Here is a 26102-nt window from a genome sequence, read left to right as displayed (position 1 = left end):
CTGATCGAGTAGCCCTCGCAGAGGGCGTATCGAGATCCACCCGCGTCAGAAGACGAGTCTGCAGACCCGCCCTGCTGACGACGGCAGGTCTCGATACGCCCCTGCGGGGCTACTCGACCAGCATGTATCGGCCACCCCCTCCGGAAGCAGCGCACCCGAGCACCCGTGCTGATCGAGTAGCCCGCGCGCCCATGCTGATCGAGTAGCCCGTGCAGCGGGCGTATCGAGATCCGCCCCCGCAAGCACGCCGGGTCTCCACACGCCCCTGCACAATGCGCGGCGCCCGATCCGCCGCTCCAGGAAACCCGATCCGGGCGTGCCCCTGTCCCTGCCGGGGGTGGGCGGCCAGACTCGGCAGGGGGCGCCCCCGATCGCTGCGACGAAGGAGCATCCCATGTCTGTCGATCCCGAGGTCTACCGTTCTGCGCTGGATCGATCGTCCGCCGCCGCGATGCGGTGGATCGAGTCCCTTCCGGGTCGGCCGATACCGCCGTCCAGGACCGTCGAGCAGATGGCGGAGAGGTTCGGCGGGCCGTGGCAGGAGGGCCCGCTCGAGCCCGCCGCCGTGGTGGAGGAGCTCGCGACGCTCGCCGAGCCCGGACTGATGGCGATGCCCTCCGGGCGCTTCTTCGGCTGGGTGATCGGCGGCACCCTGCCCGCCGCACTCGGCGCGGACTGGCTGGTCAGCGCCTGGGATCAGAACGCCGCCATGCGCTACGCCTCACCGGCGACCGCCGCCGTCGAGCAGATCGCCGGCGAGTGGCTGCTCGCCGCCCTCGGGCTCCCGGCGACGGCGGACGTCGGCTTCACCACCGGGGCGACGATGGCGAACTTCGTGGGGCTGGCCGCCGCCCGCGCCTTCGCACTGGATCGGGTCGGCTGGGACGTGAACGCCCACGGCCTGCAGGGAGCACCGCGGCTCACCGTGCTCGCCGGAGCGGAGCGGCACACCTCCGTCGACCTCGCCCTGCGCTACCTGGGGCTCGGGGCACCCGCTGTCGTCGACACCGACGACCAGGGCCGCCTCCTCGTCGACGCCCTCCGCGTCGCGCTGAAGCGTGCGGACGGCCCCGTGATCGTCTGCCTCCAGGCGGGGAACCTGCACTCCGGCGCCTTCGATCCGATGGCCGACGCGATCGCGGTCGCGCACGGGCACGGCGCGTGGGTCCACGTCGACGGCGCCTTCGGGTTGTGGGCGGGAGCCAGCCCCGCGCTCCGTCCGCTCCTGCGCGGCATCGAGACGGCGGACTCCTGGGCGACGGACGCGCACAAGACGCTCAACGTGCCGTACGACTGCGGAGTCGCCGTCGTGGCGCGGAGCGGCGCCGCGGGAGCGGCACTGGGGACCCGGACGGCCTACCTGATCCGAGCCGACGGCGACGAGCCCGACCCCATGGACCTGACACCGGAGATGTCCCGCCGGGCGCGCGGTGTCCCGGTGTGGGCGGCCCTGCGCCAGCTCGGCCGAGGCGGCCTCGTCTCCCTGGTCGACGGACTGGTCGCCGCCGCGCGGGATCTGGCGGATCAGCTCTCGGCGATCCCGGGCGTCACCGTGCTGAACGAGGTCGTCTTCACCCAGGTCTGCCTGGCCTTCGAGTCCGACGAGCGGACCCGGGAGGTGACCCGCCGGCTGATCGAGGACGGGACCGTCTGGATGTCCGGCTCCCACTGGCGGGGGCGGGACGTCCTGCGGATCTCGGTGAGCAACTGGTCCACCGACGCCGCCGATGTCGCCACGAGCGTCGCCGCCGTCCGCGCGGCGGCCGGCGCTCCCCCGATGTGACCTCGCCGAGGCGCGGCCGGACGCCGGAGCGTCTCAGGCGATCGGCGTCGGCACGATCCCGTACGGCGCCAGGCCCGCAGCGCCGCCGTCGGCGAGCGTCGTCACCCAGATGCCGTCGCGGTGCACCGCGACCGAGTGCTCCCAGTGCGCCGACATGCTGCCGTCGATGGTCGCCACCGTCCAGTCGTCCTCGCGGACGACCGTCTCGGCACTGCCCGCGGTGACCATCGGCTCGATGGCGACGACGAGACCGGGCTTCACCTCCGGGCCGCGCTGGCGGACCCGGTAGTTGAACACCGGCGGCGCCTCGTGCATCGTCCGGCCGATGCCGTGGCCGATGTAGTCGGTGAGGATGCCGTAGACGGCGCCGGAGGCCTCCGCCTCGTCCTCGATGTACTCCTCGATCGCCGCGCCCACCTCGTTGAGGTGCCGGGCGGACGCCAGAGCTGCGATGCCGCGCCAGAGCGAGCCCTCGGTGACGCGGGACAGCGCCTCGCGGCGCGCGACCTCGTCGGGGCGCTCGGCGTCGGGCAGGACGATCGTCATGGCGGAGTCGCCGTTCCAGCCGTCGATCTCGGCGCCGCTGTCGATCGAGACGATGTCACCGGGCTCGAGGACACGGCCGCCGGGGATCCCGTGCACGACCTCCTCGTTCACCGAGGCGCAGATCGTGTGCCGGTAGCCCGGAACGAGCTGGAAGTTCGAGTGCCCGCCGAGCGCGACGATCGCAGCCTCGGCGATCGCGTCGAGCTCGAGCGTGCTGACGCCGGGACGCACGGCGGCACGGACGGCGTCCAGAGACGCGGCGGTCGCCAGCCCGGGCGCGATCATCGATCGCAGCTGGGCCGGCGTCTTGTAGAGGGAGGAGCGCAGCGCCACGGGTCAGGCGGCCGGCGAGTCGCCGACGAGGCGACCGACGCGGTGGCCCTCGAGGGCGACGACGATGCGCTCGGTGACCTCGTCGACCGGGCCGAGGCCGTCGACGACGATGACGAGCCCGCGCGCGGCGTAGATGTCGATCAGCGGCGCGGTCTGCTCCTCGTAGAGGGCGAGACGGTGCCGGATGACCTCCTCGGTGTCATCACTGCGACCCTGCTCCGCGGAGCGCTTGAGCAGACGCGCCACGACCTCGTCGGGATCGGCGGTGAGCTGCACGACCGCGTCGAGCCGGTTGCCGTCGGCCGCGACGATGCGATCGAGCTCATCGACCTGCTCCGTCGTTCGCGGGTAGCCGTCGAGGAGGAAGCCCGTCGAGACGTCGGCCTCCTGCAGCCGGTCGTGCACGATGGCGTTCGTCAGCTCGTCGGGCACGTAGCGGCCGGCGTCGAGGTAGGACTTGGCCTGCAGGCCGAGCTCGGTCTCGTTGGCGACGTTGGCGCGGAAGATGTCTCCGGTCGAGATCGCGGGGACCTTCAGGACCTCGCTGAGCCGAGCGGCCTGAGTCCCCTTGCCGGCGCCCGGAGGGCCGATCAGCAGCAGACGGAAGCCGACCGGGGTCGAGGTCATCGGAGGAGCCCTTCGTAGTGGCGCTGCTGCAGCTGGGAGTCGATCTGCTTCACCGTCTCGAGTCCGACTCCGACGATGATCAGGATGGACGTGCCGCCGAACGGGAAGTTCTGGTTGGCGCCGACGAGCGCGAGTGCCACGAGGGGCACGAGCGCGATCAGACCGAGGTAGACCGAGCCGGGCAGCGTCACCCGGGTCAGCACGTAGTTCAGGTACTCGGCGGTCGGACGGCCGGCGCGGATGCCGGGGATGAAGCCGCCGTAGCGCTTCATGTTGTCGGCGACCTCGTCCGGGTTGAAGGTGATCGCGACGTAGAAGTAGGTGAAGCCGACGATCAGCAGGAAGTACAGCGCCATGTAGAGCGGGTGATCGCCCTTGGTGAGGTAGTTCGTGATCCAGGTCACCCAGAACGGCGCCTCCTGGCCGGCCGCGGGCTGGTTGAACTGCGCGATGAGCGCGGGCAGGTACAGCAGCGACGAGGCGAAGATGACGGGCACGACGCCGGCCATGTTGACCTTGATCGGGATGTACGTGTTGTTGCCGCCGTACGTTCTGCGCCCGACCATCCGCTTGGCGTACTGCACGGGGATCCGCCGCTGCGACTGCTCGACGAAGACGACCGCGACGACGAGCACGAGCCCGACCGCGAGGACGAGGAGGAAGGTCTCGAAGCCGCGCGACTGCGCGATCGACCAGAGCGAGGTGGGGAATTGGGCGGCGATCGAGGTGAAGATCAGGAGCGACATGCCGTTGCCGATGCCGCGCTCGGTGATGAGCTCGCCCATCCACATGATGATGCCGGTGCCCGCGGTCATGGTGATGACCATGAGCAGGATGGAGTACCACTCGTCGGTGATGATGAGCGCCGAGCACTCCGGGACACCGGAGTTGCCGAACAGCGCGCCCGAGCGGGCGACGGTGATGAGGGTGGTCGACTGCAGGACGCCCAGCGCGATCGTGAGATAGCGGGTGTACTGCGTCAGACGGCCCTGGCCCGACTGGCCCTCCTTGTAGAGGGTCTCGAAGTGCGGGATGACCACGCGCAGGAGCTGCACGATGATCGACGCCGTGATGTACGGCATGATGCCGAGCGCGAAGATCGACAGCTGGAGCAGGGCTCCACCGCTGAAGAGGTTCACGAGCTCGTAGAGACCCGAGGTGCCCTGGTTGCCGGCGAGGCAGGCCTGGACGGCCTCGAAGTCGACGAACGGAGCGGGGATGAAGGATCCCAGCCGGAAGATCGCCACGATCGCGAGAGTGAAGCCGATCTTGCGGCGGAGGTCGGGGGTGCGGAAGATCCGCGCTACGGCGCCAAACATCTACCTAGGGTCTCCTGCTCAGTTCTTGGTGCGGGATACAGGTCGAGCTTGCCACGCGCTCTCCAGGGGCGAGGTGCCCGTGGGGAGTCGTCGTGGCAAGCCCGACCGACAAGCTGCTGGTGCTACTTGATGGATCCGCCCGCGGCGACGATCTTCTGCTCGGCAGAGCTGGAGACCTTGTCGACCGCGACGTTCAGCGTAACCGCAATGTCCCCGTCGCCGAGAACCTTGACCTTCTCGTTCTTGCGGACGGCACCCTTCGCGACCAGGTCGCTGATGGTGACGTCGCCGCCCTGAGGGTAGAGCTCCGCGAGAGCGGACAGGTTCACGACCTGGTACTCGACGCGGAACGGGTTCTTGAAGCCGCGGAGCTTCGGGGTGCGCATGTGCAACGGCATCTGCCCACCCTCGAAGCCGACGCGCACCTGGTAGCGGGCCTTGGTGCCCTTGGTGCCGCGACCGGCGGTCTTTCCCTTGGATCCCTCACCGCGGCCGACGCGAGTCTTCGCCTTCTTGGCGCCCACTGCGGGTCGGAGGTGGTGGACCTTGAGCACGTGCTCCTTGGTCGAGGCCTGCGCGGGAGTCGTGGACTCCGCGACGGCCTGGTTCTTCTCAGCCATTAGTCAATCTCCTCGACCTTCACCAGGTGGGCGACGGTCTTCACGTATCCGCGGTTCTGAGAGTTGTCCTCGCGGACGACGCTCTGACCGATCTTCCTGAGGCCGAGCGAGCGCAGCGTGTCGCGCTGGTACTGCTTCTCGCTGACCTTCGACTTGATCTGGGTCACCTTGAGCTGGGCCATCAGGCACCTGCCTTCGACTTGGACGCGGCGGCGAGGGCGTCGGCCTCGGCACGGACGAGCCGGGGCGGCGCGACCTGGTCGAAGTCGAGCCCGCGACGAGCGGCGACGGCGCGCGGCTCCTCGAGCTGCTGCAGGGCCGTCACCGTCGCGTGGACGATGTTGATGGTGTTCGACGAGCCGAGCGACTTGCTCAGGACGTCGTGGATGCCGGCGCACTCGAGCACGGCGCGGACGGGACCGCCGGCGATGACACCGGTACCCGACGACGCGGGGCGCAGGAGCACGACTCCGGCAGCGGCCTCACCCTGGACGGGGTGCGGGATGGTCGAGCCGACGCGCGGGACGCGGAAGAAGTTCTTCTTCGCCTCCTCGACGCCCTTGGAGATGGCGGTGGGGACCTCGCGGGCCTTGCCGTAGCCGACTCCGACGAGTCCGTTGCCGTCGCCGACGACGACGAGCGCGGTGAAGCTGAAGCGACGACCGCCCTTGACGACCTTCGACACGCGGTTGATGGTCACGACGCGCTCGAGGAACTGGCTCTTCTCGGAGTCGCGGCCACCGCGGTCGCGGCCACCCTGGTTGCGGTCACGGCCGCCACGACGGGGCTCGCGAGCCTCCTGCTGGGGCTGCGTGGACGCAGCGGTCTCGACGGGGGCCTCCGACACGGCGGCGACCTCGGGTTCCTTGCTCTCTGCGGCGGTCACAGGTTGAGCCCTGCCTCTCGTGCTCCATCGGCGATCGCGGCGACGCGACCGGCGTACTTGTTGCCTCCGCGGTCGAAGACGACCGCCTCGACTCCTGCGGTCTTCGCGCGCTCGGCGAGAAGCTCGCCGACCCGGCGGGCCTTGGCGGTCTTGTCACCGTCGAACACGCGGAGGTCGGCCTCGAGGGTCGACGCGGACGCGAGGGTGCGGCCCAGCGAGTCGTCGACGATCTGCACGAAGACGTGACGGGCCGATCGGTTGACGACGAGACGGGGGCGCTCGGCGGAGCCGACGACCTTCTTGCGCAGACGGTCGTGACGACGACCGCGCGCAGCGGACTTGCTCTTTCCTCTGGTTCCGAGTCCCATGATCACTTACCGCTCTTTCCGGCCTTGCGGCGAACGACCTCGCCGGCGTAGCGCACGCCCTTGCCCTTGTAGGGCTCGGGCTTGCGGATCTTACGAATGTTGGCGGCCACTTCACCGACGGCCTGCTTGGAGATGCCGTGCACGGTGACCTTGTTGTTGCCCTCGACCGTGAACGAGATGCCCGCGGGAGGGGTGACGACGACCGGGTGCGAGAAGCCGAGGGCGAACTCGATGTCCGAGCCCTTCACCAGCACGCGGTAACCGGTTCCGACGACCTCGAGGCCCTTGGAGTAGCCCTGCGTGACACCGATGATGTCGTTCGCGATGAGCGTCCGGGTGAGGCCGTGGAGCGAGCGCGACTCGCGCTCGTCGTCGGGGCGGGAGACCAGGACCTGGCCGCCTTCGACGGCGACCTGGATCGGGCTGGCGACCGGGACGGTCAGCTCGCCCTTGGGGCCCTTGACGGTGACGAGGGATCCGGCGACGGAGACGTCGACGCCCGCCGGGATCTCGATGGGGAGTCTTCCGATTCGCGACATGGGGTTACCACACGTAGGCGAGGATCTCCCCACCCACGCCCTTCTTCTCGGCCTGACGGTCGGTCAGCAGACCGCTCGACGTGGACAGGATGGCGACGCCGAGGCCACCGAGGACGGTGGGGATCTCGGTCGACTTCGCGTAGACGCGCAGGCCGGGCTTCGAGACGCGCTTGATGCCGGCGATGGAGCGCTCGCGGTTCGGTCCGTACTTGAGGGAGATGGAGAGCGTCGTGCCGACGCGCGCCTCCTCGACCTTCCAGTCGGAGATGTAGCCCTCGCGCTTGAGGATCTCGGCGATGTTCGCCTTGAGCTTCGAGCCGGGGAGGGCGATGGAGTCGTGGTGCGCGGAGTTCGCGTTGCGGATTCTGGTCAGCAGATCTGCGACCGGATCAGTCATGGTCATGGCTGATGGTGCCTTTCTCGCCTGGTTTCGGCACCCTTTACAAGAGTGACGACCTGTGGTGTGGGACGGCGCCGACGACGTCGACGCCCATGCGGCCGCGCGAGCGCAGGCCAACGAGCCATGGTACACGGCTGAGGGCCGGCGGTCGAGGGCCGACGGCCGATCCTCCCGGGAGAGGACCGGAGCTCTGAGAGTGCTTCCGCGCCGCGGGGCGGGCGGGTGCACAGCGAGGCCGGAGGGCGGGTGATCCGCTCTCCGGCCTCGGGGGTCGTGCTACGCGTTGTCCGCCGACTTGAACGGGAAGCCGAGCTGCTTGAGCAGCGCGCGACCCTCGTCGTCGGTCTTCGCGGTGGTGACCACGGTCACGTCGAAGCCGCGGACGCGGTCGATGCGGTCCTGGTCGATCTCGTGGAAGATCGACTGCTCCGTGATGCCGAAGGTGTAGTTGCCGTTGCCGTCGAACTGGCGGTCCGAGAGACCGCGGAAGTCGCGGATGCGCGGCAGCGCCACCGAGAGCAGGCGGTCCAGGAACTCCCACGCGCGGTCACCGCGGAGGGTGACGTGCGCGCCGATGGCCTGGCCCTCGCGCAGCTTGAACTGCGCGATGGACTTGCGGGCCTTCGTGACCTGGGGCTTCTGGCCCGTGATCGCGGTGAGGTCCTTGATGGCGCCGTCGATGATCTTGCCGTCGCGGGCAGCCTCGCCGACTCCGGTGTTCACGACCACCTTGACCAGGCCGGGGACCTGGTGGATGTTCGAGAAGCCGAACTGCTCCTTGAGAGCGGGGATGATGTCGGCCTGGTACTTGGCCTTGAGCCGCGGCTGAACCTTCGCAGCCACTGCGGTGGTGTCAGTCATTACAGTTCCTCACCCGACGCCTTCGCGTAGCGAACGCGAACCGTCTTGGTCACGCCGTCCTTGGTGACGGCCACGTTGCGGTGGCCGACCCGGGTCGGCTTCTTGGTCTTCGGGTCGACGACCGCGACGTTCGAGATGTGGAGGGGGGCCTCGATGGTCTCGATGCCGCCCTCCTTCGAGCCGCGCTGCGACTGGCCGACGCGGTTGTGCTTCTTGACGAAGTTCACACCCTCGACGACGACGCGGTTCTTCTCGACCAGGACCTCGAGAACCTTGCCCTGCTTGCCGCGGTCTCCGCCGCGGGCCTGGGTCGCGCCCGAGATGACCTGCACGAGGTCACCCTTCTTGATCTTGGCCATGACTAGATAACCTCCGGTGCCAGCGAGACGATCTTCATGAACTTCTTGTCGCGGAGCTCGCGACCGACCGGACCGAAGATGCGGGTGCCGCGGGGGTCCCCGTCGTTCTTCAGGATCACGGCGGCGTTCTCGTCGAACTTGATGTACGAGCCGTCGGGACGACGGGTCTGCTTGATGGTCCGGACGATGACGGCCTTGACCACATCGCCCTTCTTGACGTTTCCGCCGGGGATCGCGTCCTTGACGGTCGCGACGATGACGTCACCGAGGCCGGCGTAGCGGCGGCCGGAGCCACCGAGCACGCGGATGGTGAGGAGCATCTTGGCGCCGGTGTTGTCGGCGACCTTGACTCGGGATTCTTGCTGAAGCATGTGTCTCTCCTGCTAACTCAAGCGGGCCGTGGCCTACTTGGCCTTCTCGAGGATCTCGACCAGGCGCCAGCGCTTGGTGGCGCTGAGGGGACGGGTCTCGCTGATGACGACGGAGTCGCCGATGCCGGCGGAGTTCAGCTCGTCGTGGACCTTGACCTTGGACGTGCGGCGGATGACCTTGCCGTACAGCGGGTGCTTCACCCGGTCCTCGACCTCGACGACGATGGTCTTGTCCATCTTGTCGCTGGTCACGTAGCCGCGACGGGTCTTGCGGTAACCGCGAGCGCCCGCCTCCTTGATGTCGTGGGCGGCCGACTCGTGGCCGGCGCTGTCAGTGACGGTTGCCATTACTTGGCCTCCTCGTTCGACTCGGTCGCCGCGACCTCGGCCTTGGCGGCCTTCTTGGTCTTCGGCTTCTTCTCCGCCTTGGCCGGGGCCTCGACGGGTGCGGGGGTGGCGCGGATGCCCAGCTCGCGCTCACGGATGACCGTGTAGATGCGGGCGATGTCGCGCTTGACGGCACGCAGGCGGCCGTTGGTGTCCAGCTGGCCGGTGGCCGACTGGAAGCGGAGGTTGAACAGCTCCTCCTTGGCCTTCTTCAGCTCCGTGACGAGACGCTCGTCCTCGAAGGTGTCGAGCTCGGTGGGAACGAGCTCCTTGGATCCGATCGCCATTATGCGTCTCCCTCCTCGCGCTTGATGATGCGTGCCTTGAGGGGCAGCTTGTGGATGGCACGGGTCATGGCCTCACGAGCGAGCTGCTCGTCGACGCCGGCGACCTCGAAGAGGACGCGACCCGGCTTGACGTTCGCGACCCACCACTCCGGCGAGCCCTTTCCGGAACCCATGCGGGTCTCGGCGGGCTTCTTGGTCAGCGGGCGGTCGGGGTAGATGTTGATCCACACCTTTCCGCCGCGCTTGATGTGGCGCGTCATGGCGATACGAGCGGACTCGATCTGACGGTTGGTCACGTAGGCCGGGGTGAGGGCCTGGATGCCGTACTCACCGAACGACACCTTGGTGCCACCGGTGGCCTGGCCGGAACGGCCCGGGTGGTGCTGCTTGCGGTGCTTGACTCGACGCGGAATCAACATGGTTATGCCTCAACTCCTGCTGCGACGGGCGCCTCGCTCTGCTGGCGGGGGGCGCGACGCGGACGGTCGCTGCGCTCGGGGCGCGACGACTTGCTGTTCGCCTGCTCCCGAGCGAGCTCCTTGTTGGTGATGTCGCCCTTGTAGATCCAGACCTTCACGCCGATGCGGCCGAAGGTGGTCTTCGCCTCGTAGAAGCCGTAGTCGATGTTCGCGCGGAGGGTGTGCAGCGGCACGCGTCCCTCGCGGTAGAACTCCGAGCGGCTCATCTCGGCGCCGCCGAGGCGGCCGGAGACCTGGATGCGGACGCCCTTGGCACCGGCGCGCTGCGCGCCCTGCAGACCCTTGCGCATCGCGCGGCGGAAGGCCACGCGGGCGGAGAGCTGCTCGGCGATGCCCTGCGCGACCAGCTGAGCCTCGGCCTCGGGGTTCTTCACCTCGAGGATGTTCAGCTGGATCTGCTTGGCGGTGAGCTTCTCGAGGTCGGCGCGGATGCGCTCGGCCTCGGCGCCGCGGCGACCGATCACGATGCCCGGGCGGGCGGTGTGGATGTCGACGCGGACGCGGTCGCGGGTGCGCTCGATCTCGATGCGGGCGACGCCCGCGCGGTCGAGCTGCGTGGCGAGGAGCCGGCGGATCTTGACGTCCTCAGCGAGGAAGTCGCTGTACCGCTGGCCCTTCTTGGTGCTGTCGGAGAACCAGCGCGACACGTGGTCGGTGGTGATTCCCAGACGGAAACCGTAGGGGTTTACTTTCTGACCCATTACTTGGTCCCCTCCTCAGGAGTGGCCAGCACGACGGTGATGTGGCTGGTGCGCTTGTTGATGCGGAAGGCACGACCCTGAGCACGGGGCTGGAATCGCTTGAGGGTGGTTCCCTCATCGACGAAGGCGCGGGACACGAACAGGTCCTGGTCGTCGAGGTACTCGTTCGAGGCATCGGCCTTGACGCGAGCGTTGGCCATCGCCGAGGCGACGAGCTTGTAGACGGGCTCGGACGCACCCTGCGGGGCGAACTTGAGGATGGCCAGGGCCTCCTCCGCCTGCTTCCCGCGGATCAGGTTCACGACACGGCGAGCCTTCTGGGGGGTGACGCGGATGTGTCGCACGCGTGCGATCGACTCCACCATTTCTCTCCTCCTTCTCGTCGCCGCGTCAGCGGCGACGGCCCTTCTTGTCGTCCTTCTCGTGACCGCGGAAGGTCCGAGTGGGGGCGAACTCGCCGAGCTTGTGGCCGACCATGGTCTCGGTCACGAACACGGGGATGTGCTTGCGACCGTCGTGGACCGCGATGGTGTGACCCAGCATCGCCGGGATGATCATCGAGCGGCGCGACCAGGTCTTGATGACGTTCTTGTTGCCGGCTTCGTTGGCCGTGAACACCTTGCGGAGCAGGTGGTCGTCAACGAAGGGGCCCTTCTTGAGACTGCGAGGCATCTTCTACAACTCCTACTTGCGCTTCTTACCGGCGGTGCGGCGGCGAACGATGAGCTTGTCGCTCTCCTTGTTGGGGCGACGGGTGCGTCCCTCGGACTGGCCCCAGGGGCTGACCGGGTGGCGACCACCGGAGGTCTTGCCCTCTCCACCACCGTGGGGGTGGTCGACCGGGTTCATCGCGACACCGCGGACGGTCGGGCGGACGCCCTTCCAGCGCATGCGGCCGGCCTTGCCCCAGTTGATGTTCGACTGCTCGGCGTTGCCGACCTCGCCGATCGTGGCGCGGCAGCGCGCGTCGACGTTGCGGATCTCGCCCGACGGCAGGCGGAGCTGCGCGTAGGGGCCGTCCTTGGCGACGAGGCGGACCGAGGTGCCGGCCGAGCGGGCGAGCTTGGCGCCGCCGCCCGGCTTGATCTCGATGGCGTGGATGACCGTACCGGTCGGGATGTTGCGCAGCGGCAGGTTGTTGCCGGGCTTGATGTCGGCACCCGAGCCCGACTCCACGACGTCGCCCTGCGAGAGCTTGTTCGGAGCCAGGATGTAGCGCTTGGTGCCGTCCACGAAGTGGAGCAGCGCGATGCGCGCCGTGCGGTTGGGGTCGTACTCGATGTGAGCGACCTTGGCGTTGATGCCGTCCTTGTCGTTGCGACGGAAGTCGATCAGACGGTACTGGCGCTTGTGGCCACCACCGATGTGACGCGTCGTGATGCGACCGGAGTTGTTGCGGCCACCGGTCTTGGACAGCGGGCGAAGGAGCGACTTCTCGGGCGTCGATCGGGTGATCTCGGCGAAGTCGGCAACGCTGGAGCCGCGGCGACCGGGGGTCGTGGGCTTGTACTTACGAATAGCCATTGTCTGTTTCCTCTACGCTTCTTCGGCTCAGCCGACGCTCGTGAAGATGTCGATGGAGCCGGACTTCAGCGTGACGATCGCGCGCTTGGTGTCCTTGCGCTTGCCGGCCCCGAACTTCGTGCGGCGGGTCTTGCCCTGACGGTTCAGCGTGTTGATCGACGCGACCTGGACACCGAAGATCTTCTCGATGGCGAGCTTGATCTCGGTCTTGTTGGAGCGCGGGTCGACGACGAAGGTGTACTTGCCCTCGTCGATCAGGCCGTAGGACTTCTCCGAGACCACCGGCGAGATGATGACGTCGCGGGGGTCCTTGTTGAACGCGGCGGACTGGCTCATGCGTTCACCTCTTCCTTCTTGGCGCCGGACTTCGAGGCGACGAACGCGTCGAGTGCGGCCTTCGTGAAGACGATGTCGTCGGAGACGAGCACGTCGTACGCGTTGAGCTGGTCGGACGGCAGGATGTGCACGAACGGCACGTTGCGGAGCGAGAGCTCGGCGATGAAGTCGTCGCGCTCGAGGACCACGAGGACGTTGCGCGACACCGAGAGGGCGTCGAGCAGGACGAGGACGTCCTTCGTCTTCGGGGTCTCGCCGAGGGCGAGGGACTCGACCACGTGCACGCGCGAGCCGCGGGCGCGGTCCGAGAGAGCACCGAGCAGAGCCGCGGCGATCATCTTCTTGGGGGTGCGCTGCGCATAGCTGCGGGGGGTCGGTCCGTGGACCACGCCACCACCGGTCATGTGCGGGGCGCGGATCGAGCCCTGACGAGCGCGACCGGTTCCCTTCTGCTTGAACGGCTTGCGGCCGGCTCCCGAGACCTCGCCACGGTTCTTCGTGGAGTGGGTGCCCTGGCGCGCCGCGGCGAGCTGCGCCACGACGACCTGGTGGATCAGGGGGATGTTGGTCTGGACGTCGAAGAGCTCGGCGGGGAGCTCGAACGCGCCCGACTTGTTGCCCTGGACGTCGATGATGTCGACAGAGGTAGCCATGGAACTACGCTCCCTTCACGGCGTTGCGAACGAACACGAGGCGACCGCGCGCACCGGGGACGGCGCCCTTGACGAGCAGCAGACCCTTCTCGGCGTCGACGGAGTGCACCTTGAGGTTGAGCACGGTGACGCGCTCGCCACCCATGCGACCGGCCATGCGCATGCCCTTGAAGACACGGCTGGGGGTCGAGGAGGCGCCGATGGAGCCGGGCTTGCGGTGGTTGCGGTGCGAACCGTGCGAAGCCGAGACGCCCTTGAAGTTGTGACGCTTCATGACACCGGCGAAGCCCTTGCCCTTGGAGGTGCCGACGACGTCGACCTTGGTGCCGGCTTCGAAGACGGCGTCCACGGTCAGCTCCTGGCCGGCCGAGTAGTCGGCGGCGTCGGAGGTGCGGACCTCGGTGAGGTGGCGGCGGGGGGTGACACCCGCGGCGTCGAAGTGACCGGCGGCGGGCTTGTTCACCTTGCGCGGGTCGATCGCACCGGCGGCGAGCTGGACGGCGGTGTAGCCGTCCTTCTCCTCCGTGCGGACCTGGGTCACGACGTTGGGGCTGATCTCGATGACCGTGACGGGGACGAGCTTGTTGTTCTCGTCCCAGACCTGGGTCATGCCGAGCTTCGTGCCGAGGAGGCCCTTGCTGGTCTTCAGCGTGGGGGAAACAGTGACAGACATGGTGGCACTCCTCCTTAGAGCTTGATCTCGATGTTGACGTCGGCCGGGAGGTCGAGGCGCATCAGCGAGTCGACGGCCTTGGGCGTCGGGTCGATGATGTCGATGAGGCGCTTGTGGGTGCGCATCTCGAAGTGCTCGCGGCTGTCCTTGTACTTGTGGGGAGAACGGATCACGCAGACCACGTTCTTCTCGGTCGGAAGCGGCACGGGGCCGACGACCGTTGCGCCGGCACGGGTCACCGTGTCGACGATCTTGCGCGCCGACGTGTCGATGACCTCGTGGTCGTAGGACTTCAGTCGGATGCGGATCTTCTGTCCCGCCATGTGTGATCTCTCACTCTCTTGTTATTGCGTCGTACGCCACTCCCCCGGCCGGAGCCGGGCTCGTGTCGCATAGGACGCGCTCGCGAAGGAACATCCGGAGAACCGGAGGAAGTGCACCAGTGTTCTTCTGTCAAAAGCACCGCGCTCGAGGCGCTCTGAGAGCCGTGCAGAACGCACGACGCACGGAGAGCCCGTTGAGTTGTCGGTTGTTGTCGTTCTGCTACCCGCCGCCTCGACGTCGCACTCGCGGGGCCGCCCTCTCGGGTCGAGCCGCTGGGGCGCCGTCTCGGCACTGCCTGGCAGTGTTCCACCCCCTCGCAGCACGCTGCGCGGGCGGAAATTTTGAACTAGAAGAGTCTCTCACGGATCCAGCACCCGTGCAACCCGGGCGTGTCGCGGCGCGGAGGTCCGTGGCCGCAGGCGTCCGCCCGCGGAATCCCGGGCCTCAGAGGGCCCGGGCCGCGCGGGCCGGTCACTCGAAGAGCAGAGCGCGCAGCGTCGTCTCGGCCGACCCGGGGCGGGACGGATCGATCGTCTCGCCCGCCCGGAAGTGATCGAGCACCCGGGGGTCGACGTAGCTCGCGCGAGCCACGGTCGGCGTGTTCCCGAGCACCTCCGACGCGTCCTTCATCGCCTGCGAGATCGCCCTCGTGCGCAGCCGCTGGGTGGGCTGCGGTCCCGCCTTCGCGAGGCTCAGCGCCGCGGCGACCGTGCCGTGCAGGGTGCGGAAGTCCTTCGCCGTGAAGTCGTCGCCGGCGCGCTCGCGCACGTAGTCGTTGATGTCGGCCGCGGAGACCGGGCGCCAGACGCGGCCGTCCTTCCAGGCCAGGAGCCGCGCGTTCGGGCCGCGGCGCTTCAGCGCCCGGACCACGCGGGCCAGGTCGTGGTCGAGGATCTCGCTCGTCCAGGCCTGGTGGCTCTTGCCGGGGAAGGCGAGTGCGACCCGGTCGCCGTGCGTCGTCGCGTGCGAGCAGAGCAGCGTCGTGAGGCCGATGCTGCCGTGCTCCTTCGCGTACTGCTCGCTGCCGACCCGCAGCGAGCCGGTGTCGAGCATCCGGAAGCCGGTCGCCAGCGCGCGCTCGCGGGTGGGCCCGTCGTCGCGCAGTGCGATCGTCACGCGGCGGCGGGCACCGGGAAGGGCCTCCGCGAGCCGGAGCGCCCGGTCGAACTTGATCCGGTCCTTCTGCTCGCGCCAGGTCGGGTGGTAGATGTACTGCCGACGGCCGGCGCCGTCGACGCCCGTGGCCTGGATGTGCCCGTTGGGGTACGGCGCGATCCAGACCTCCTGCCAGGCCGGCGGGATGCCGAGGTGGTCGAAGCGGGCCCGCAGCTCGGGGTCCGTGACCGTGGCGCCCTTGGGGTCGCGGTAGCTGAAGCCGGTACCGGAGCGGACCCGGCTGTAGCCGCGACCGCTCGAGTCGGTCCGGCGGAGTCGTTGAGTGAGCGGATCGGCCATCGACCCGACGATAGGGCGGGGGCTCCGGCACCGTCAGCGGGTTGACGGGCGCCCCCGGCCCTGCGCTACTCGTTGCCGAGGCGCTTGTCGGCCTGGCGCTTGAGGTCCTCGATGCGGTCGTCGTACTTGCCCTTGGTGAGGCGGCTCGCGATGTCGCCGGTTTTCTCGAGCACCTGGTCCGAGACGCCTTCCGCCTTCTCGCTGCGGAGCGTCTCCTGGACCTTCTTGCTGTTGAGCAGCTCGCCGGCCTGTCGTCCGAGCTTGCCGAAGTCCACCATGGTTCCTCCTTGATCCGTGCGGGCAGGGGGCCGCGCGAGCCTCAGTGTGGCGACACCGCCTGGACGAACGGTGCGGGACGCGCCGGGGGGATCAGAGAGCGAGGACGCGGGCCGCGGCATCGGCGAGGGCCCGGCCGTAGGAGGGTCCGTGGCCGGCCGCGTGCACCGCGAGCGGATGGAGCTGGTGCAGCGGCACGCGGTCCTCGGACCCCGGGCGCAGCGGGTGGACCTCCTCGTAGCCGGCGAGGACGTCGTCGAGCCGGGGCAGCCCGAAGAGCGCCAGCATCGCGAGGTCGGTCTCGCGGTGGCCGCCGTGCGCGGCCGGGTCGATCAGCACCGCGCCCTCGTCCGACCACAGCACGTTGCCGTTCCAGAGGTCGCCGTGCAGGCGCGCGGGGACGTCGTCGTCGTCGAAGGCTCCGGCCCGGACGAGGTCGAGAGCGCTCTCGACGGTGCGGGCATCCGCGGAGGACAGGTTCCCCGCCTCGAGGGCCGGGCGGAGGAAGGGCCGGACCCGCTGCTCCGCGTAGAAGCGGCCCCAGGAGTCCTCCGGAGTGCAGGGCATCGCGCGGCGCCCGATGAAGGCGGGGCCGGACCAGCCGGCCGGCGGCGCACCGAAGGCGGCGGCTCCCGCGTCGTGCGTGCGCGCGAGGGCGCCGCCGAAGCGCCGGGCGGCCTCCCGCGTCGGGCGGGCGGAGCGGACCTCTTCGAGCTCGATGCGGCCGGGCTCGACCAGCAGCACCTCGGCGCAGCGGGCTCCCCCGGCCTCCTCGGCCTCGGCCAGCCAGCGCAGTCCCGCCGCCTCCCACTCGAAGAACTGCGCAGGAGCGGACGGGTTCGTCTTCACGAAGGGCATGCCTCCCACGCTAGTCAGCCTCCGCCGAGCGGATCGAGACCGGGGCCGACCTGCATCGGGAACGACGAGAGGGGCCGCCCGCCGAAGCGGACGACCCCTCTCGAGAGATCAGCAGGAGAACCTACTTGACGATCTTGGTGACCGTTCCGGCACCCACGGTGCGGCCACCCTCACGGATGGCGAAGCCGAGGCCCTCCTCCATGGCGATCGGCTGGATCAGCGCGACCGTCATGTCGGTGGTGTCGCCGGGCATGACCATCTCGGTGCCCTCGGGCAGCGTGATGACGCCGGTGACGTCGGTGGTGCGGAAGTAGAACTGGGGGCGGTAGTTCCCGTAGAACGGGTTGTGACGCCCACCCTCGTCCTTGGACAGGATGTACGCGGTGCCCTCGAAGTCCGTGTGCGGCGTGACCGAACCCGGCTTGACGACGACCTGGCCGCGCTCGACGTCCTCGCGCTTGGTGCCGCGGAGGAGCAGACCGCAGTTCTCGCCGGCCCAGGCCTCGTCGAGCTGCTTGTGGAACATCTCGATGCCGGTGACCGTGGTCTTCTGCGTCGGGCGGATGCCGACGATCTCGACCTCGGAGTTCAGCGAGAGGGTGCCGCGCTCGGCGCGACCGGTGACGACGGTTCCACGACCGGTGATCGTGAAGACGTCCTCGATCGGCATGAGGAACGGCTTGTCCTTGTCGCGGATCGGGTCCGGGACGGAGGCGTCGACGGCGTCCATGAGGTCGAGGATGGACTGGGTCCACGCCTCGTCGCCCTCGAGGGCCTTGAGGCCGGAGACGCGGACCACGGGGGCGTCGTCGCCGGGGAAGCCCTGCGAGGACAGCAGCTCGCGGACCTCGAGCTCGACGAGCTCGAGGATCTCCTCGTCGTCCACCATGTCGGCCTTGTTCAGGGCGACGAGGAGGTACGGCACGCCGACCTGCTTGGCGAGGAGGACGTGCTCACGGGTCTGAGCCATCGGGCCGTCGGTGGCGGCGACCACGAGGATCGCGCCGTCCATCTGAGCCGCGCCGGTGATCATGTTCTTGATGTAGTCGGCGTGACCGGGGGCGTCGACGTGCGCGTAGTGGCGCTTCGGCGTCTCGTACTCGACGTGCGAGATGTTGATCGTGATGCCGCGCTGGCGCTCCTCGGGAGCGGAGTCGATCGACGCGAAGTCACGCTGGACGTTGGTCGCGGACGGGTACTTGTCCGCCAGAACCTTCGAGATCGCCGCGGTGAGGGTGGTCTTTCCGTGGTCGACGTGACCGATGGTTCCGATGTTGACGTGCGGCTTGGTCCGCTCGAACTTGGCCTTAGCCACTGTGGGTCCTCCTCAGGACTTAGGTGCAAGCATCCGCATCCGACGCCGCACGGGGCGGCACGAGGACTGGAGGACTTGCGGGGGTTTTGTGTAGGTATGTTACCGGCAGTGGTCGCGCGGGCCATCCGATGAGGATCCGAGGCGCGCAGAACGCGGCAGCAAACCCGCACGACACTACCAGGCCCGCCGCGGTTCCGCAGAACCGCGGCGGGGGGGGTGGGACGAGTGCTACTCGCCCTTGTTCTTCTGGACGATCTCCTCGGCCACGGCCTTGGGGACCTCGGCGTAGGTCTCGAACGTCATCGAGTAGACCGCGCGGCCCGAGGTCTTCGAGCGCAGGTCGCCGATGTAGCCGAACATCTCGGACAGCGGGACGTTGGCCTTGATGACCTTGACGCCCGCGGCGTCCTCCATCGACTGGATCATCCCGCGACGCGAGTTGAGGTCGCCGATGACGTCGCCCATGTACTCCTCGGGCGTGCGGACCTCGACGGCCATCAGCGGCTCGAGGAGGACCGGCTGCGCCTTGCGCGAGGCCTCCTTGAACGCGATGGAGCCGGCGATCTTGAACGCCATCTCCGAGGAGTCGACGTCGTGCGCCGCGCCGTCGGTCAGTGTCGCCTTGATGCCCACCATGGGGTAGCCGGCGAGGACGCCGACCAGCATGGCGTCGCGGATGCCCGCGTCGACCGAGGGGATGTACTCGCGGGGGACGCGACCACCGGTGACGCCGTTGACGAACTCGTAGGTCTTGTCGGCCTCGACCTCCATCGGCTCGATGGAGATCTGGACCTTCGCGAACTGGCCCGAGCCACCCGTCTGCTTCTTGTGGGTGTAGTCGTACTTCTCGACCGTGCGGCGGATCGTCTCGCGGTAGGCCACCTGCGGCTTGCCGACGTTGGCCTCGACGTTGAACTCGCGCTTCATGCGGTCCACCAGGATGTCGAGGTGCAGCTCGCCCATTCCCTTGATGACCGTCTGACCGGTCTCCTGGTTCTGCTCGGTGCGGAAGGTGGGGTCCTCCTCCGCGAGCTTCTGGATCGCGGTGCCGAGCTTCTCCTGGTCGGCCTTCGTCTTGGGCTCGATGGCGACCTCGATGACGGGCTCCGGGAAGGTCATCGACTCGAGCACGACCTGCGCGGTCGGGTCGCTCAGGGTGTCACCGGTGGTGGTGTCCTTGAGGCCGATGACGGCGTAGATGTGGCCGGCGGTGACCGAGTCGACCGGGTTCTCCTTGTTGGAGTGCATCTGGAAGATCTTGCCGATGCGCTCCTTCTTGCCCTTGGTCGAGTTGATGACCTGGGCGCCGGAGTCGAGCTTGCCCGAGTAGACGCGGACGTAGGTGAGGCGACCGAAGAACGGGTGCACCGCGACCTTGAACGCGAGCGCCGAGAAGGGCTCGGTCGAGTCCGCGTGGCGCATGATGACCTTCTCCTCGTCGCGGACGTCGTGCGCCTCGATGGCGGGGACGTCGAGCGGGGAGGGGAGGTAGTCGACGACCGCGTCGAGCATCGGCTGGACGCCGCGGTTCTTGAACGCGGAGCCGCAGAGCACGGGGTAGATGTCCGAGTTGACGGTCAGCTTGCGGATGGCGCCCTTGATCTCGGCGACCGTGAGCTCCTCACCGCCGAAGTACTTCTCGAGCAGCTCGTCGGAGGTCTCCGCGACGGTCTCGAGCAGCTTCTCGCGGTACTCGGCGGCCTTGTCGGCCAGGTCCGCGGGGATCTCCTCGATCTCGTACTTCGCGCCCAGCGCGACGTCACCCTTCGAGTCGCCGCGCCACGTGAGCGCGCGCATCTCGACGAGGTCGACGACGCCCTCGAAGCTGGACTCCGCGCCGATGGGCAGCTGGATGACCAGCGGCTTGGCGCCGAGGCGGTTGATGATCGTGTCGACGGTGAAGTAGAAGTCGGCGCCGAGCTTGTCCATCTTGTTGACGAAGCAGATGCGCGGGACGTCGTACTTGTCGGCCTGACGCCAGACGGTCTCGGACTGGGGCTCGACGCCCTCCTTGCCGTCGAAGACGGCGACGGCGCCGTCGAGGACGCGCAGCGAGCGCTCGACCTCGACCGTGAAGTCGACGTGACCGGGGGTGTCGATGATGTTGATCTGGTTCTTGTTCCAGAAGCACGTCGTCGCGGCGGACGTGATCGTGATGCCGCGCTCCTGCTCCTGCGCCATCCAGTCCATCGTGGCGGCGCCGTCGTGGACCTCACCGATCTTGTGCGTGATACCCGTGTAGAACAGGATGCGCTCGGTGGTGGTGGTCTTGCCGGCATCGATGTGGGCCATGATGCCGATGTTGCGGACCTTGTTCAGGTCGGTGAGCACATCTTGTGCCACGGAGTTCCTCCGATAGGTGATGGAGCCAGCGCAACGGGTTCATGGCCGATCGGCTGGGATCGTGATGGTGGCGGTCGCCCGTCCACGCCGGATCCGAGGATCCGCCGCCGGGTCCGGGACCGCGGCGCACGCACTCAGGCGCGCGCCGCGGGACCGGGGGTCGCGCTCGCCGGGGGCGGGCGCGGGGTGCGCTACCAGCGGTAGTGCGCGAAGGCCTTGTTCGACTCGGCCATCTTGTGGGTGTCCTCGCGACGCTTGACAGCGGCGCCCAGACCGTTCGACGCGTCGAGGATCTCGTTCATGAGACGCTCGGTCATCGTCTTCTCGCGACGGGCCTTCGCGTAGCTGGTGAGCCAGCGGAGGGCGAGGGTGTTGGCGCGGTGCGGCTTGACCTCGACGGGGACCTGGTAGGTCGAGCCGCCGACGCGGCGGCTGCGGACCTCGAGGGTCGGACGGACGTTGTCGAGCGCCTTCTTGAGCGTGACGACGGCGTCCTGGCCGTTCTTGGTCGAGACCCCCTCGAGCGCGCCGTAGACGATGCGCTCGGCGAGGCCCTTCTTGCCGTCCAGGAGGATCTTGTTCACGAGCTGGCTGACGACCGGGGCGCCGTAGACGGGGTCTGCGACGACGGGGCGCTTAGGAGCGGGTCCCTTACGAGGCATTACTTCTTCTCCATCTTCGCGCCGTACCGGCTGCGAGCCTGCTTGCGGTTCTTGACGGCCTGGGTGTCCAGGGCGCCGCGAACGATCTTGTAGCGGACACCGGGGAGGTCCTTCACACGACCGCCGCGGACGAGCACCATCGAGTGCTCCTGGAGGTTGTGGCCCTCACCGGGGATGTAGGCCGTGACCTCGGTGCCGTTGGAGAGCTTCACGCGGGCCACCTTGCGGAGGGCCGAGTTCGGCTTCTTGGGCGTGGTCGTGTAGACGCGCGTGCAGACGCCGCGCTGCTGGGGGTTGGCCTTCAGGGCGGGCGCCTTGGTCTTGGTGACCTTCGGCGTGCGTCCCTTTCGGACCAACTGCTGAATCGTTGGCACTGATTTGCTCCTTGAATGCTGCACGGTGACAGCGGATCGATGGTCGACATTCGGCCTGCCCGTCTCCGGGACGGCCGAGTTCATCTGGACCCGACTCCCTCTCGGCGCCGACGAGCGGAGACCTGGAGGAGGAGGGGTATGCCGTGGGGGCCGCCCGATCGGACGAACCCGCGGGTCCTCGCGGACCCGGTGGAGCGAAGCGCGGCACTGCGCCGGCCCGGAGGCACGACACGAGCGCACGACAAAGCGCACACCCAAAGAATATTACGGGGAGTGACGGGGGCGGTCAACCGGACGGCGTTCGCCCTGGGAGAGAACGCGGCCCGGGAGCCTCACTCGCGCTCGTCGCCCTCCCAGCCCCAGTGCGGGGTCCCGCCGCCGGCGTCGCGGCGGGCGAGCATCGCGAGGAAGAGGATCTGCACCGCTCCGGCCAGCACGCCCGCGGCGATCGCGAACGGCGTCGCGGCGTGGTCGACGACGAAGCGGAGGATGGCGCCCGGCTCCCCCAGACCCAGGCCGTAGATCGCGCCGCCGACCAGGAGGAAGAGCGCGTAGACGACGACCGCCGTCAGCAGCGAGGGGCCGACGAGGCGGCTGACGCCGGGCCGGGCGGCGAGTGTGATCATCGAGACGAGGACGGCGAGGACGCAGACCGCCACCACGACCGGGCCGAGGATCGGGCCGGCGTCGCGCTCGGGGACGACGTCCTGGTCCAGCAGCAGGCTGAGCACGCCGAACGCGCAGACCACCAGGGCGAGGTAGAGGAAGGACGCGAACGCCGCGAGGGCTATGCCGTAGCCCAGGCCCGCGCCGCGGCCCTGCTCCCCCGGGCCGGCGGCCGTCACGACTGCGCGGCGGCGTCGCGCTCGGCGTTGCGGCGCTTCACCCCGCGCGCCCGGCCGGCGATGAGGCTCCCGCCCCAGACGCTGACCTCCCGGGCGAGCACTGCGGCCGCGGCGACGGCGAGGAGGGTCGCGGGGTCGCGGAGGAAGTCGACGACGGCGGTGCGGTCCTGCGGCACGGCGAAGCCACCGACCGCGGACCAGGCGCCGACGAGGGCGGCGGCGCCGGCGAGCAGCGCGACGAAGAAGCCGCCGAGGACGTAGGCCCACCAGCCGGCGCGGTTGACCGCGAGCACGATCAGGGCGAGTCCGGCGAAGAAGGCGGCGACCGGGAGGAGGAAGACGGCCGTGGGGCCCTGCGCGAGCGCGATCGCCACGGGGTCGCCCTCGACGGCGTCGATCAGCACGCGGATCGCGGTGAGGGCGACGAGGTACAGGGCGGCGAACACCGCGGTGGTGAGCAGGGCGATCGCCAGGCCGGCGAGGCGGTTGCCCTTCCGGCGGGCGGGCTCCGGCTCCGGCTCGACGGAGCCGAGCGGGGACGGCGACGCGGGCTGCGCCTCCTGCACGGCGGTGGCGCCGGTCGCGGGACGTCGGCCGCCCGGCTCCGGCTCGGGCCAGACGTACTCCCGGGTCGGCTCGGTGCCGTCGCCCGTCGTCGGCATCCGCGTGGTCTCGGCTTCGCTGTTCCCCGTCACTCCGACAGCTTAGGCACGGGTCCGCGCGGGACGAGCGACCGCCGCGCCCACCCCGGGACGGGGGACGCCGCCGCGGGCCGGTGCGCTACTCGAGCGGGTGCAGCAGGCGGTGCAGGAACTGACGGGTGCGCGGCTCCTGCGGCTCGCGGAGGATCTGCGCGGGGGTGCCGCGCTCGACGACCACGCCGTCGGCCATGAAGACGACCTCGGAGGCGACCTGCCGGGCGAACTCCAGCTCGTGCGTGACGACGAGCATCGTCCAGCCCTCGCTCGCGAGCTCGCGCATCAGCGAGAGGACGTCGCCGACCAGCTCGGGATCGAGCGCGGACGTCGGCTCGTCGAAGAGCAGGAGATCGGGCCGGAGCGCGAGGGCGCGGACGATGCCCACGCGCTGCTGCTGGCCGCCGGAGAGCTCGAACGGGTAGGCGCCGCCGCGGCCACCGAGACCGACGCGCTCGAGCAGCGCCTCCGCCTCCGGGACCACCTCGGACGCCGGGCGACGCTGGACGCGAAGCGGACCCTCGGTGACGTTCTGCAGGACGGTGAGGTGCGGGAAGAGGTTGAAGTGCTGGAAGACCATCGCCGAGCGGTCGCGCAGCGCGGTGAGCGCGCGCTTGCCGACCGGCCCGCCGAAGTCGAGCACCGAGCCGTCAGCGAGCTCGAGGACGCCGCCGTCGGGGACCTCGAGGCTGTTCAGCGAGCGCAGCACCGTCGTCTTGCCCGAGCCGGACGGGCCGATCAGCGCGATCACTTGGCCGCGGCGGATCTCGAGGTCGATGCCGCGGAGGACCTCGACGCCGCTGAAGGACTTGCGCAGCCCCGTGGCGCGGAGGACGGGGCGGTCGCCGTCCGCGGGGCGGCCGGCGGTGCCGGAGGGGGCGTCAACGGGCGACATAGCGGTCCAATCGCTTCTCGAGGAGGCTCTGGCCGCTGGAGAGGACGAGGCAGATGAGCCAGTAGATGAGGGCGGCCTCGAGGTAGAGCAGCATGAACTCGCTCGAGGCGGTGGCGATCTTCTGCGCCTGGCGGAAGAGCTCGGTCACCAGGATCAGCGAGGCGAGCGAGGTGTCCTTGACCAGCGAGATGAACGTGTTGGAGAGCGGCGGCACCGAGACGCGCGCGGCCTGCGGCAGGATGATCCGCCTCAGGGCGAGACCGCGGCCCATGCCGATGGTGTGCGCCGCCTCCCACTGCCCCTTGGGCACGCTGAGGATCGCGGCGCGGATGACCTCGGCCGCGTAGCCGCCGACGTTGAGCGCGAAGGCGATGATCGCGCTCGGCCAGGGGTCGATCTTCACGCCCAGGCTGGGCAGGCCGTAGAAGATCACGAAGAGCTGCACCAGGAGCGGCGTGCCGCGGATCACGGAGATGTATGCGCGGGCGATCCAGGCCAGGACCTTCACCCGCGAGAGGCGCATCAGCGCGACGGCCAGCGCGAGGGCCAGGCCGAGCACGAAGCTCGACAGCGCCAGCGGGATCGTGCCGACGATGCCGCCCGACAGGATCGGCCAGAACGACCTGACGAAGAGTTCCATTGTCTTCTCCCGCCTGGGCGGGAGAAGACCGCGGTCGGCATGTCGAGGTGGATGCGTGGGTGGAGCGGGTCCGGTCCGCTTCCGGGAAATGCTGGCACGCATGCGGTGCTGCTGTGTCTTCTTCCTCTGAAGCGGAAGAAGACCGCGGTCGGCTTCTCGAGTTGGCGCGTGAGCAGAGCGGGTCGCGTCCGCTCCCGAGAAATGCTGGCACGCATTTCTCGGAACCGCTCGGCCTTGCGGCGAGCAGTCCACATGCTGGTCGAGTAGCCCCGGAGGGGCGTATCGAGACCCACCGTGTCCGGGACGGTGGTCTGCGGACTCGCGTCCCGGTGACGGTGGATCTCGATACGCCCGCTGCGCGGGCTACTCGAACAGCATGATGCTCCTACTGGGAGACGTCGGCGCCGAAGTAGCGCTCGGAGATGGAGGCGAGGGTGCCGTCGGCGCGCAGCTCGTCGAGGGCGCCGTCGACCGCGGCGACGAGGTCGTCCGAGCCCTTCGGGAAGGTGAAGGCGCTGGAGGAGCTGTCGTCGGTCGTCACGGCGACCTTGAGGCCCGCGGCCTGGTCGGGGTAGGTCGTCGACCAGTCCAGCCAGGTGAGGCGGTCGTTGAGGGTCGCGTCCACGCGCCCCTGCTCGACGAGGGCGACGGCCTGGGCCCAGCCCTCGACGCCCTCGACGGTCGCGCCGCTGTCCTGCGCGAGCGTGTACCAGTTGCTCGAGAGCGACTGCGCGGTGGTCTTGCCCGAGAGCGAGTCGAGCGAGGTGATCTCGGTGTCGTCGGCCGGCACGACGACCACGCCGGGGCTGACCGAGTACGGCTCGGAGAAGTCGTACTTCGCGCTGCGCTCGTCGTTGATCGAGACCTGGTTGGCGATCACGTCGAAGCGGCCGCCGTCCAGACCCGCGAACATCGCGTCCCACTGGGTCTCCTCGAACTCCGGCTCGACGCCGAGCTTCTCGGCGACCGCGGTGATCACTTCGACGTCGTAGCCGGTGAGGTCGCCCGTGCCGCCGTCGGCGTGGAAGGAGAACGGGGAGTAGGTGCCCTCGGTGCCGATGGTCAGCTTCCCGGACTCCTCGACCTCGGCGAGCGTCAGCCCGGAGGCGGTCGAGGCGGTGCTGTCGTCGCTGGAGCCGGAGACCACGTCGTCGGTGGAGGCGGGGGCGCAGCCGGCGAGGACGAGGGCGGCGGCGGCCGCGGTCGTGCCGAGCAGGACGCGCAGCGAGGTGCGGGCGGGGAGGAGCGTCACAGTGTCTTTCCTTCGGTGCATCGCGGTGTCTCACGACCGGATCGCGGCCGGAGCCGCGCACGGTTCGGTGGGGTGGGGAGGAGCGGACGGCGATCGATCGCACGCGTCCGCACCCT

At 69.1% G+C, this 26102-nt stretch carries 36 protein-coding genes; 1 reads left to right on the top strand and 35 read right to left on the bottom strand.

Translation table 11 applies throughout. The features are described 5' to 3' along the window. Positions 1-394: 394 nt before the first annotated feature. Positions 395-1783 carry a pyridoxal phosphate-dependent decarboxylase family protein gene (locus tag C1I64_RS00875; protein ID WP_127885913.1) on the top strand — a complete coding sequence of 463 codons (1389 nt, stop codon included), beginning with the start codon at positions 395-397 and terminating at the stop codon, positions 1781-1783. A 33-nt stretch (positions 1784-1816) separates the two neighbouring features. Here C1I64_RS00875 and map read toward each other — a convergent pair whose 3' ends face one another. From map to C1I64_RS00700, 35 genes are all read right to left on the bottom strand, one after another. Then, positions 1817-2662 carry a type I methionyl aminopeptidase gene (gene map / locus C1I64_RS00870; RefSeq protein WP_127885912.1) on the bottom strand — a complete coding sequence of 282 codons (846 nt, stop codon included), beginning with the start codon at positions 2660-2662 and terminating at the stop codon, positions 1817-1819. A gap of 3 nt (positions 2663-2665) precedes the next feature. Next, the gene (locus tag C1I64_RS00865; RefSeq protein ID WP_123445057.1) at positions 2666-3289 is read right to left on the bottom strand and encodes an adenylate kinase; all 624 of its coding nucleotides are present in this window, start codon (positions 3287-3289) and stop codon (positions 2666-2668) included. Beyond that, positions 3286-4608: a preprotein translocase subunit SecY gene (secY, locus tag C1I64_RS00860; RefSeq protein WP_123445056.1), complete on the bottom strand. Its 1323-nt coding sequence runs from the start codon at positions 4606-4608 to the stop codon at positions 3286-3288. Before secY ends, C1I64_RS00865 begins: the two co-directional genes overlap by 4 nt. 122 nt (positions 4609-4730) lie before the next feature. After that, positions 4731-5228, bottom strand: coding sequence for a 50S ribosomal protein L15 (rplO, locus tag C1I64_RS00855; RefSeq protein WP_123445055.1), 498 nt, complete (start codon positions 5226-5228; stop codon positions 4731-4733). Next, positions 5228-5410 (bottom strand): 50S ribosomal protein L30, encoded by a 183-nt coding sequence (gene rpmD, locus C1I64_RS00850; RefSeq protein WP_173232138.1) that lies wholly within the window; start codon positions 5408-5410, stop codon positions 5228-5230. The genes rplO and rpmD overlap by 1 nt, the downstream gene beginning before the upstream one ends. Beyond that, positions 5410-6114, bottom strand: a complete 705-nt coding sequence (rpsE, locus tag C1I64_RS00845) for a 30S ribosomal protein S5 (RefSeq protein WP_123445054.1) — start codon at positions 6112-6114, stop codon at positions 5410-5412. The genes rpmD and rpsE overlap by 1 nt, the downstream gene beginning before the upstream one ends. Beyond that, positions 6111-6482: a 50S ribosomal protein L18 gene (gene rplR, locus C1I64_RS00840; RefSeq protein WP_123445053.1), complete on the bottom strand. Its 372-nt coding sequence runs from the start codon at positions 6480-6482 to the stop codon at positions 6111-6113. The genes rpsE and rplR overlap by 4 nt, the downstream gene beginning before the upstream one ends. A gap of 2 nt (positions 6483-6484) precedes the next feature. Next, entirely contained in the window at positions 6485-7021 is a 537-nt protein-coding gene (gene rplF / locus C1I64_RS00835) for a 50S ribosomal protein L6 (RefSeq protein ID WP_123445052.1), read from the bottom strand. A gap of 4 nt (positions 7022-7025) precedes the next feature. Next, positions 7026-7424 carry a 30S ribosomal protein S8 gene (rpsH, locus tag C1I64_RS00830; protein ID WP_123445051.1) on the bottom strand — a complete coding sequence of 133 codons (399 nt, stop codon included), beginning with the start codon at positions 7422-7424 and terminating at the stop codon, positions 7026-7028. 273 nt (positions 7425-7697) lie between these two features. After that, positions 7698-8282, bottom strand: coding sequence for a 50S ribosomal protein L5 (gene rplE, locus C1I64_RS00825; RefSeq protein WP_123445050.1), 585 nt, complete (start codon positions 8280-8282; stop codon positions 7698-7700). After that, positions 8282-8641: a 50S ribosomal protein L24 gene (rplX, locus tag C1I64_RS00820; RefSeq protein WP_123445049.1), complete on the bottom strand. Its 360-nt coding sequence runs from the start codon at positions 8639-8641 to the stop codon at positions 8282-8284. Before rplX ends, rplE begins: the two co-directional genes overlap by 1 nt. 2 nt (positions 8642-8643) lie before the next feature. Further along, complete coding sequence (gene rplN / locus C1I64_RS00815; RefSeq protein ID WP_123445048.1) at positions 8644-9012, bottom strand: 50S ribosomal protein L14; 369 nt, start codon at positions 9010-9012, stop codon at positions 8644-8646. A 33-nt stretch (positions 9013-9045) separates the two neighbouring features. After that, positions 9046-9360 (bottom strand): 30S ribosomal protein S17, encoded by a 315-nt coding sequence (gene rpsQ / locus C1I64_RS00810; RefSeq protein ID WP_123445047.1) that lies wholly within the window; start codon positions 9358-9360, stop codon positions 9046-9048. Next, positions 9360-9686: a 50S ribosomal protein L29 gene (rpmC, locus tag C1I64_RS00805; protein WP_123445046.1), complete on the bottom strand. Its 327-nt coding sequence runs from the start codon at positions 9684-9686 to the stop codon at positions 9360-9362. The genes rpsQ and rpmC overlap by 1 nt, the downstream gene beginning before the upstream one ends. Continuing rightward, positions 9686-10105 carry a 50S ribosomal protein L16 gene (rplP, locus tag C1I64_RS00800; protein ID WP_123445045.1) on the bottom strand — a complete coding sequence of 140 codons (420 nt, stop codon included), beginning with the start codon at positions 10103-10105 and terminating at the stop codon, positions 9686-9688. Before rplP ends, rpmC begins: the two co-directional genes overlap by 1 nt. A 2-nt stretch (positions 10106-10107) precedes the next feature. Continuing rightward, positions 10108-10866 (bottom strand): 30S ribosomal protein S3, encoded by a 759-nt coding sequence (rpsC, locus tag C1I64_RS00795; RefSeq protein ID WP_056037327.1) that lies wholly within the window; start codon positions 10864-10866, stop codon positions 10108-10110. Continuing rightward, positions 10866-11231, bottom strand: coding sequence for a 50S ribosomal protein L22 (gene rplV, locus C1I64_RS00790; RefSeq protein ID WP_123445044.1), 366 nt, complete (start codon positions 11229-11231; stop codon positions 10866-10868). Before rplV ends, rpsC begins: the two co-directional genes overlap by 1 nt. Before the next feature lie 25 nt (positions 11232-11256). After that, on the bottom strand, positions 11257-11538 hold the full coding sequence (gene rpsS / locus C1I64_RS00785) for a 30S ribosomal protein S19 (protein ID WP_055787078.1): 282 nt from the start codon (positions 11536-11538) through the stop codon (positions 11257-11259). Positions 11539-11550: 12 nt separating this feature from the next. Further along, entirely contained in the window at positions 11551-12390 is an 840-nt protein-coding gene (gene rplB, locus C1I64_RS00780; protein WP_123445043.1) for a 50S ribosomal protein L2, read from the bottom strand. Between the two features lie 27 nt (positions 12391-12417). Continuing rightward, positions 12418-12726, bottom strand: a complete 309-nt coding sequence (gene rplW / locus C1I64_RS00775; protein ID WP_123445042.1) for a 50S ribosomal protein L23 — start codon at positions 12724-12726, stop codon at positions 12418-12420. Next, a complete protein-coding gene (gene rplD / locus C1I64_RS00770; RefSeq protein WP_123445041.1) occupies positions 12723-13379 on the bottom strand; it encodes a 50S ribosomal protein L4 in 657 nt (218 codons plus the stop codon). The genes rplW and rplD overlap by 4 nt, the downstream gene beginning before the upstream one ends. A gap of 4 nt (positions 13380-13383) precedes the next feature. Next, positions 13384-14052 (bottom strand): 50S ribosomal protein L3, encoded by a 669-nt coding sequence (rplC, locus tag C1I64_RS00765; RefSeq protein WP_104224566.1) that lies wholly within the window; start codon positions 14050-14052, stop codon positions 13384-13386. A gap of 14 nt (positions 14053-14066) precedes the next feature. Further along, positions 14067-14375, bottom strand: coding sequence for a 30S ribosomal protein S10 (rpsJ, locus tag C1I64_RS00760; RefSeq protein WP_005050520.1), 309 nt, complete (start codon positions 14373-14375; stop codon positions 14067-14069). A gap of 472 nt (positions 14376-14847) precedes the next feature. Next, positions 14848-15831 carry a DNA topoisomerase IB gene (locus tag C1I64_RS00755; RefSeq protein WP_123445040.1) on the bottom strand — a complete coding sequence of 328 codons (984 nt, stop codon included), beginning with the start codon at positions 15829-15831 and terminating at the stop codon, positions 14848-14850. Positions 15832-15896: 65 nt separating this feature from the next. Beyond that, entirely contained in the window at positions 15897-16109 is a 213-nt protein-coding gene (locus C1I64_RS19920; protein WP_123735027.1) for an antitoxin, read from the bottom strand. 91 nt (positions 16110-16200) lie between these two features. Beyond that, on the bottom strand, positions 16201-16983 hold the full coding sequence (locus C1I64_RS00745) for a fructosamine kinase family protein (protein WP_279630193.1): 783 nt from the start codon (positions 16981-16983) through the stop codon (positions 16201-16203). 103 nt (positions 16984-17086) lie between these two features. Next, entirely contained in the window at positions 17087-18280 is a 1194-nt protein-coding gene (gene tuf, locus C1I64_RS00740; protein WP_123445037.1) for an elongation factor Tu, read from the bottom strand. A 228-nt stretch (positions 18281-18508) separates the two neighbouring features. Further along, positions 18509-20623, bottom strand: a complete 2115-nt coding sequence (gene fusA, locus C1I64_RS00735) for an elongation factor G (protein ID WP_123445036.1) — start codon at positions 20621-20623, stop codon at positions 18509-18511. Positions 20624-20814: 191 nt separating this feature from the next. Next, complete coding sequence (gene rpsG / locus C1I64_RS00730; protein WP_056037355.1) at positions 20815-21285, bottom strand: 30S ribosomal protein S7; 471 nt, start codon at positions 21283-21285, stop codon at positions 20815-20817. Further along, entirely contained in the window at positions 21285-21659 is a 375-nt protein-coding gene (gene rpsL / locus C1I64_RS00725) for a 30S ribosomal protein S12 (protein ID WP_011186743.1), read from the bottom strand. Before rpsL ends, rpsG begins: the two co-directional genes overlap by 1 nt. A 332-nt stretch (positions 21660-21991) precedes the next feature. Continuing rightward, positions 21992-22504 (bottom strand): DUF6121 family protein, encoded by a 513-nt coding sequence (locus C1I64_RS00720; protein ID WP_123445035.1) that lies wholly within the window; start codon positions 22502-22504, stop codon positions 21992-21994. Then, complete coding sequence (locus C1I64_RS00715) at positions 22501-23199, bottom strand: hypothetical protein (RefSeq protein WP_127885910.1); 699 nt, start codon at positions 23197-23199, stop codon at positions 22501-22503. The genes C1I64_RS00720 and C1I64_RS00715 overlap by 4 nt, the downstream gene beginning before the upstream one ends. Before the next feature lie 85 nt (positions 23200-23284). Next, a complete protein-coding gene (locus tag C1I64_RS00710; protein WP_127885909.1) occupies positions 23285-24094 on the bottom strand; it encodes an amino acid ABC transporter ATP-binding protein in 810 nt (269 codons plus the stop codon). Next, the gene (locus C1I64_RS00705) at positions 24081-24734 is read right to left on the bottom strand and encodes an amino acid ABC transporter permease (protein ID WP_123702092.1); all 654 of its coding nucleotides are present in this window, start codon (positions 24732-24734) and stop codon (positions 24081-24083) included. The genes C1I64_RS00710 and C1I64_RS00705 overlap by 14 nt, the downstream gene beginning before the upstream one ends. 385 nt (positions 24735-25119) lie before the next feature. Next, complete coding sequence (locus tag C1I64_RS00700) at positions 25120-25986, bottom strand: amino acid ABC transporter substrate-binding protein (protein ID WP_372487839.1); 867 nt, start codon at positions 25984-25986, stop codon at positions 25120-25122. Positions 25987-26102: the final 116 nt, after the last annotated feature.

Origin of the sequence: Rathayibacter festucae DSM 15932, assembly GCF_004011135.1 — a bacterium.
GTDB lineage: Bacteria > Actinomycetota > Actinomycetes > Actinomycetales > Microbacteriaceae > Rathayibacter > Rathayibacter festucae.
Note: the sequence above shows the minus strand (reverse complement) of the source record. Positions and strands in the feature narration are given on the sequence as shown.

Bases quoted from the DNA above. Each gene is read 5' to 3' on its own strand.
- C1I64_RS00865 (WP_123445057.1), bottom strand. From the start codon at position 3,289: ATGACCTCGACCCCGGTCGGCTTCCGTCTGCTGCTGATCGGCCCTCCG.
- rplN (WP_123445048.1), bottom strand. From the start codon at position 9,012: ATGCTTCAGCAAGAATCCCGAGTCAAGGTCGCCGACAACACCGGCGCC.
- rplW (WP_123445042.1), bottom strand. From the start codon at position 12,726: ATGAGCCAGTCCGCCGCGTTCAACAAGGACCCCCGCGACGTCATCATC.
- rpmD (WP_173232138.1), bottom strand. From the start codon at position 5,410: ATGGCCCAGCTCAAGGTGACCCAGATCAAGTCGAAGGTCAGCGAGAAG.
- rpmC (WP_123445046.1), bottom strand. From the start codon at position 9,686: ATGGCGATCGGATCCAAGGAGCTCGTTCCCACCGAGCTCGACACCTTC.
- rplV (WP_123445044.1), bottom strand. From the start codon at position 11,231: ATGGTGGAGTCGATCGCACGCGTGCGACACATCCGCGTCACCCCCCAG.
- rplC (WP_104224566.1), bottom strand. From the start codon at position 14,052: ATGTCTGTCACTGTTTCCCCCACGCTGAAGACCAGCAAGGGCCTCCTC.
- C1I64_RS00875 (WP_127885913.1), top strand. From the start codon at position 395: ATGTCTGTCGATCCCGAGGTCTACCGTTCTGCGCTGGATCGATCGTCC.
- rplR (WP_123445053.1), bottom strand. From the start codon at position 6,482: ATGGGACTCGGAACCAGAGGAAAGAGCAAGTCCGCTGCGCGCGGTCGT.
- C1I64_RS00710 (WP_127885909.1), bottom strand. From the start codon at position 24,094: ATGTCGCCCGTTGACGCCCCCTCCGGCACCGCCGGCCGCCCCGCGGAC.
- rplD (WP_123445041.1), bottom strand. From the start codon at position 13,379: ATGGCTACCTCTGTCGACATCATCGACGTCCAGGGCAACAAGTCGGGC.
- C1I64_RS19920 (WP_123735027.1), bottom strand. From the start codon at position 16,109: ATGGTGGACTTCGGCAAGCTCGGACGACAGGCCGGCGAGCTGCTCAAC.
- rpsH (WP_123445051.1), bottom strand. From the start codon at position 7,424: ATGACCATGACTGATCCGGTCGCAGATCTGCTGACCAGAATCCGCAAC.
- rplF (WP_123445052.1), bottom strand. From the start codon at position 7,021: ATGTCGCGAATCGGAAGACTCCCCATCGAGATCCCGGCGGGCGTCGAC.
- rplO (WP_123445055.1), bottom strand. From the start codon at position 5,228: ATGGCTGAGAAGAACCAGGCCGTCGCGGAGTCCACGACTCCCGCGCAG.
- rpsQ (WP_123445047.1), bottom strand. From the start codon at position 9,360: ATGGCAACCGTCACTGACAGCGCCGGCCACGAGTCGGCCGCCCACGAC.
- rpsC (WP_056037327.1), bottom strand. From the start codon at position 10,866: ATGGGTCAGAAAGTAAACCCCTACGGTTTCCGTCTGGGAATCACCACC.
- rpsS (WP_055787078.1), bottom strand. From the start codon at position 11,538: ATGCCTCGCAGTCTCAAGAAGGGCCCCTTCGTTGACGACCACCTGCTC.
- rplB (WP_123445043.1), bottom strand. From the start codon at position 12,390: ATGGCTATTCGTAAGTACAAGCCCACGACCCCCGGTCGCCGCGGCTCC.
- rplE (WP_123445050.1), bottom strand. From the start codon at position 8,282: ATGACTGACACCACCGCAGTGGCTGCGAAGGTTCAGCCGCGGCTCAAG.
- rplP (WP_123445045.1), bottom strand. From the start codon at position 10,105: ATGTTGATTCCGCGTCGAGTCAAGCACCGCAAGCAGCACCACCCGGGC.
- rplX (WP_123445049.1), bottom strand. From the start codon at position 8,641: ATGGCCAAGATCAAGAAGGGTGACCTCGTGCAGGTCATCTCGGGCGCG.
- C1I64_RS00755 (WP_123445040.1), bottom strand. From the start codon at position 15,831: ATGGCCGATCCGCTCACTCAACGACTCCGCCGGACCGACTCGAGCGGT.
- rpsG (WP_056037355.1), bottom strand. From the start codon at position 21,285: ATGCCTCGTAAGGGACCCGCTCCTAAGCGCCCCGTCGTCGCAGACCCC.
- secY (WP_123445056.1), bottom strand. From the start codon at position 4,608: ATGTTTGGCGCCGTAGCGCGGATCTTCCGCACCCCCGACCTCCGCCGC.
- C1I64_RS00705 (WP_123702092.1), bottom strand. From the start codon at position 24,734: ATGGAACTCTTCGTCAGGTCGTTCTGGCCGATCCTGTCGGGCGGCATC.
- rpsJ (WP_005050520.1), bottom strand. From the start codon at position 14,375: ATGGCGGGACAGAAGATCCGCATCCGACTGAAGTCCTACGACCACGAG.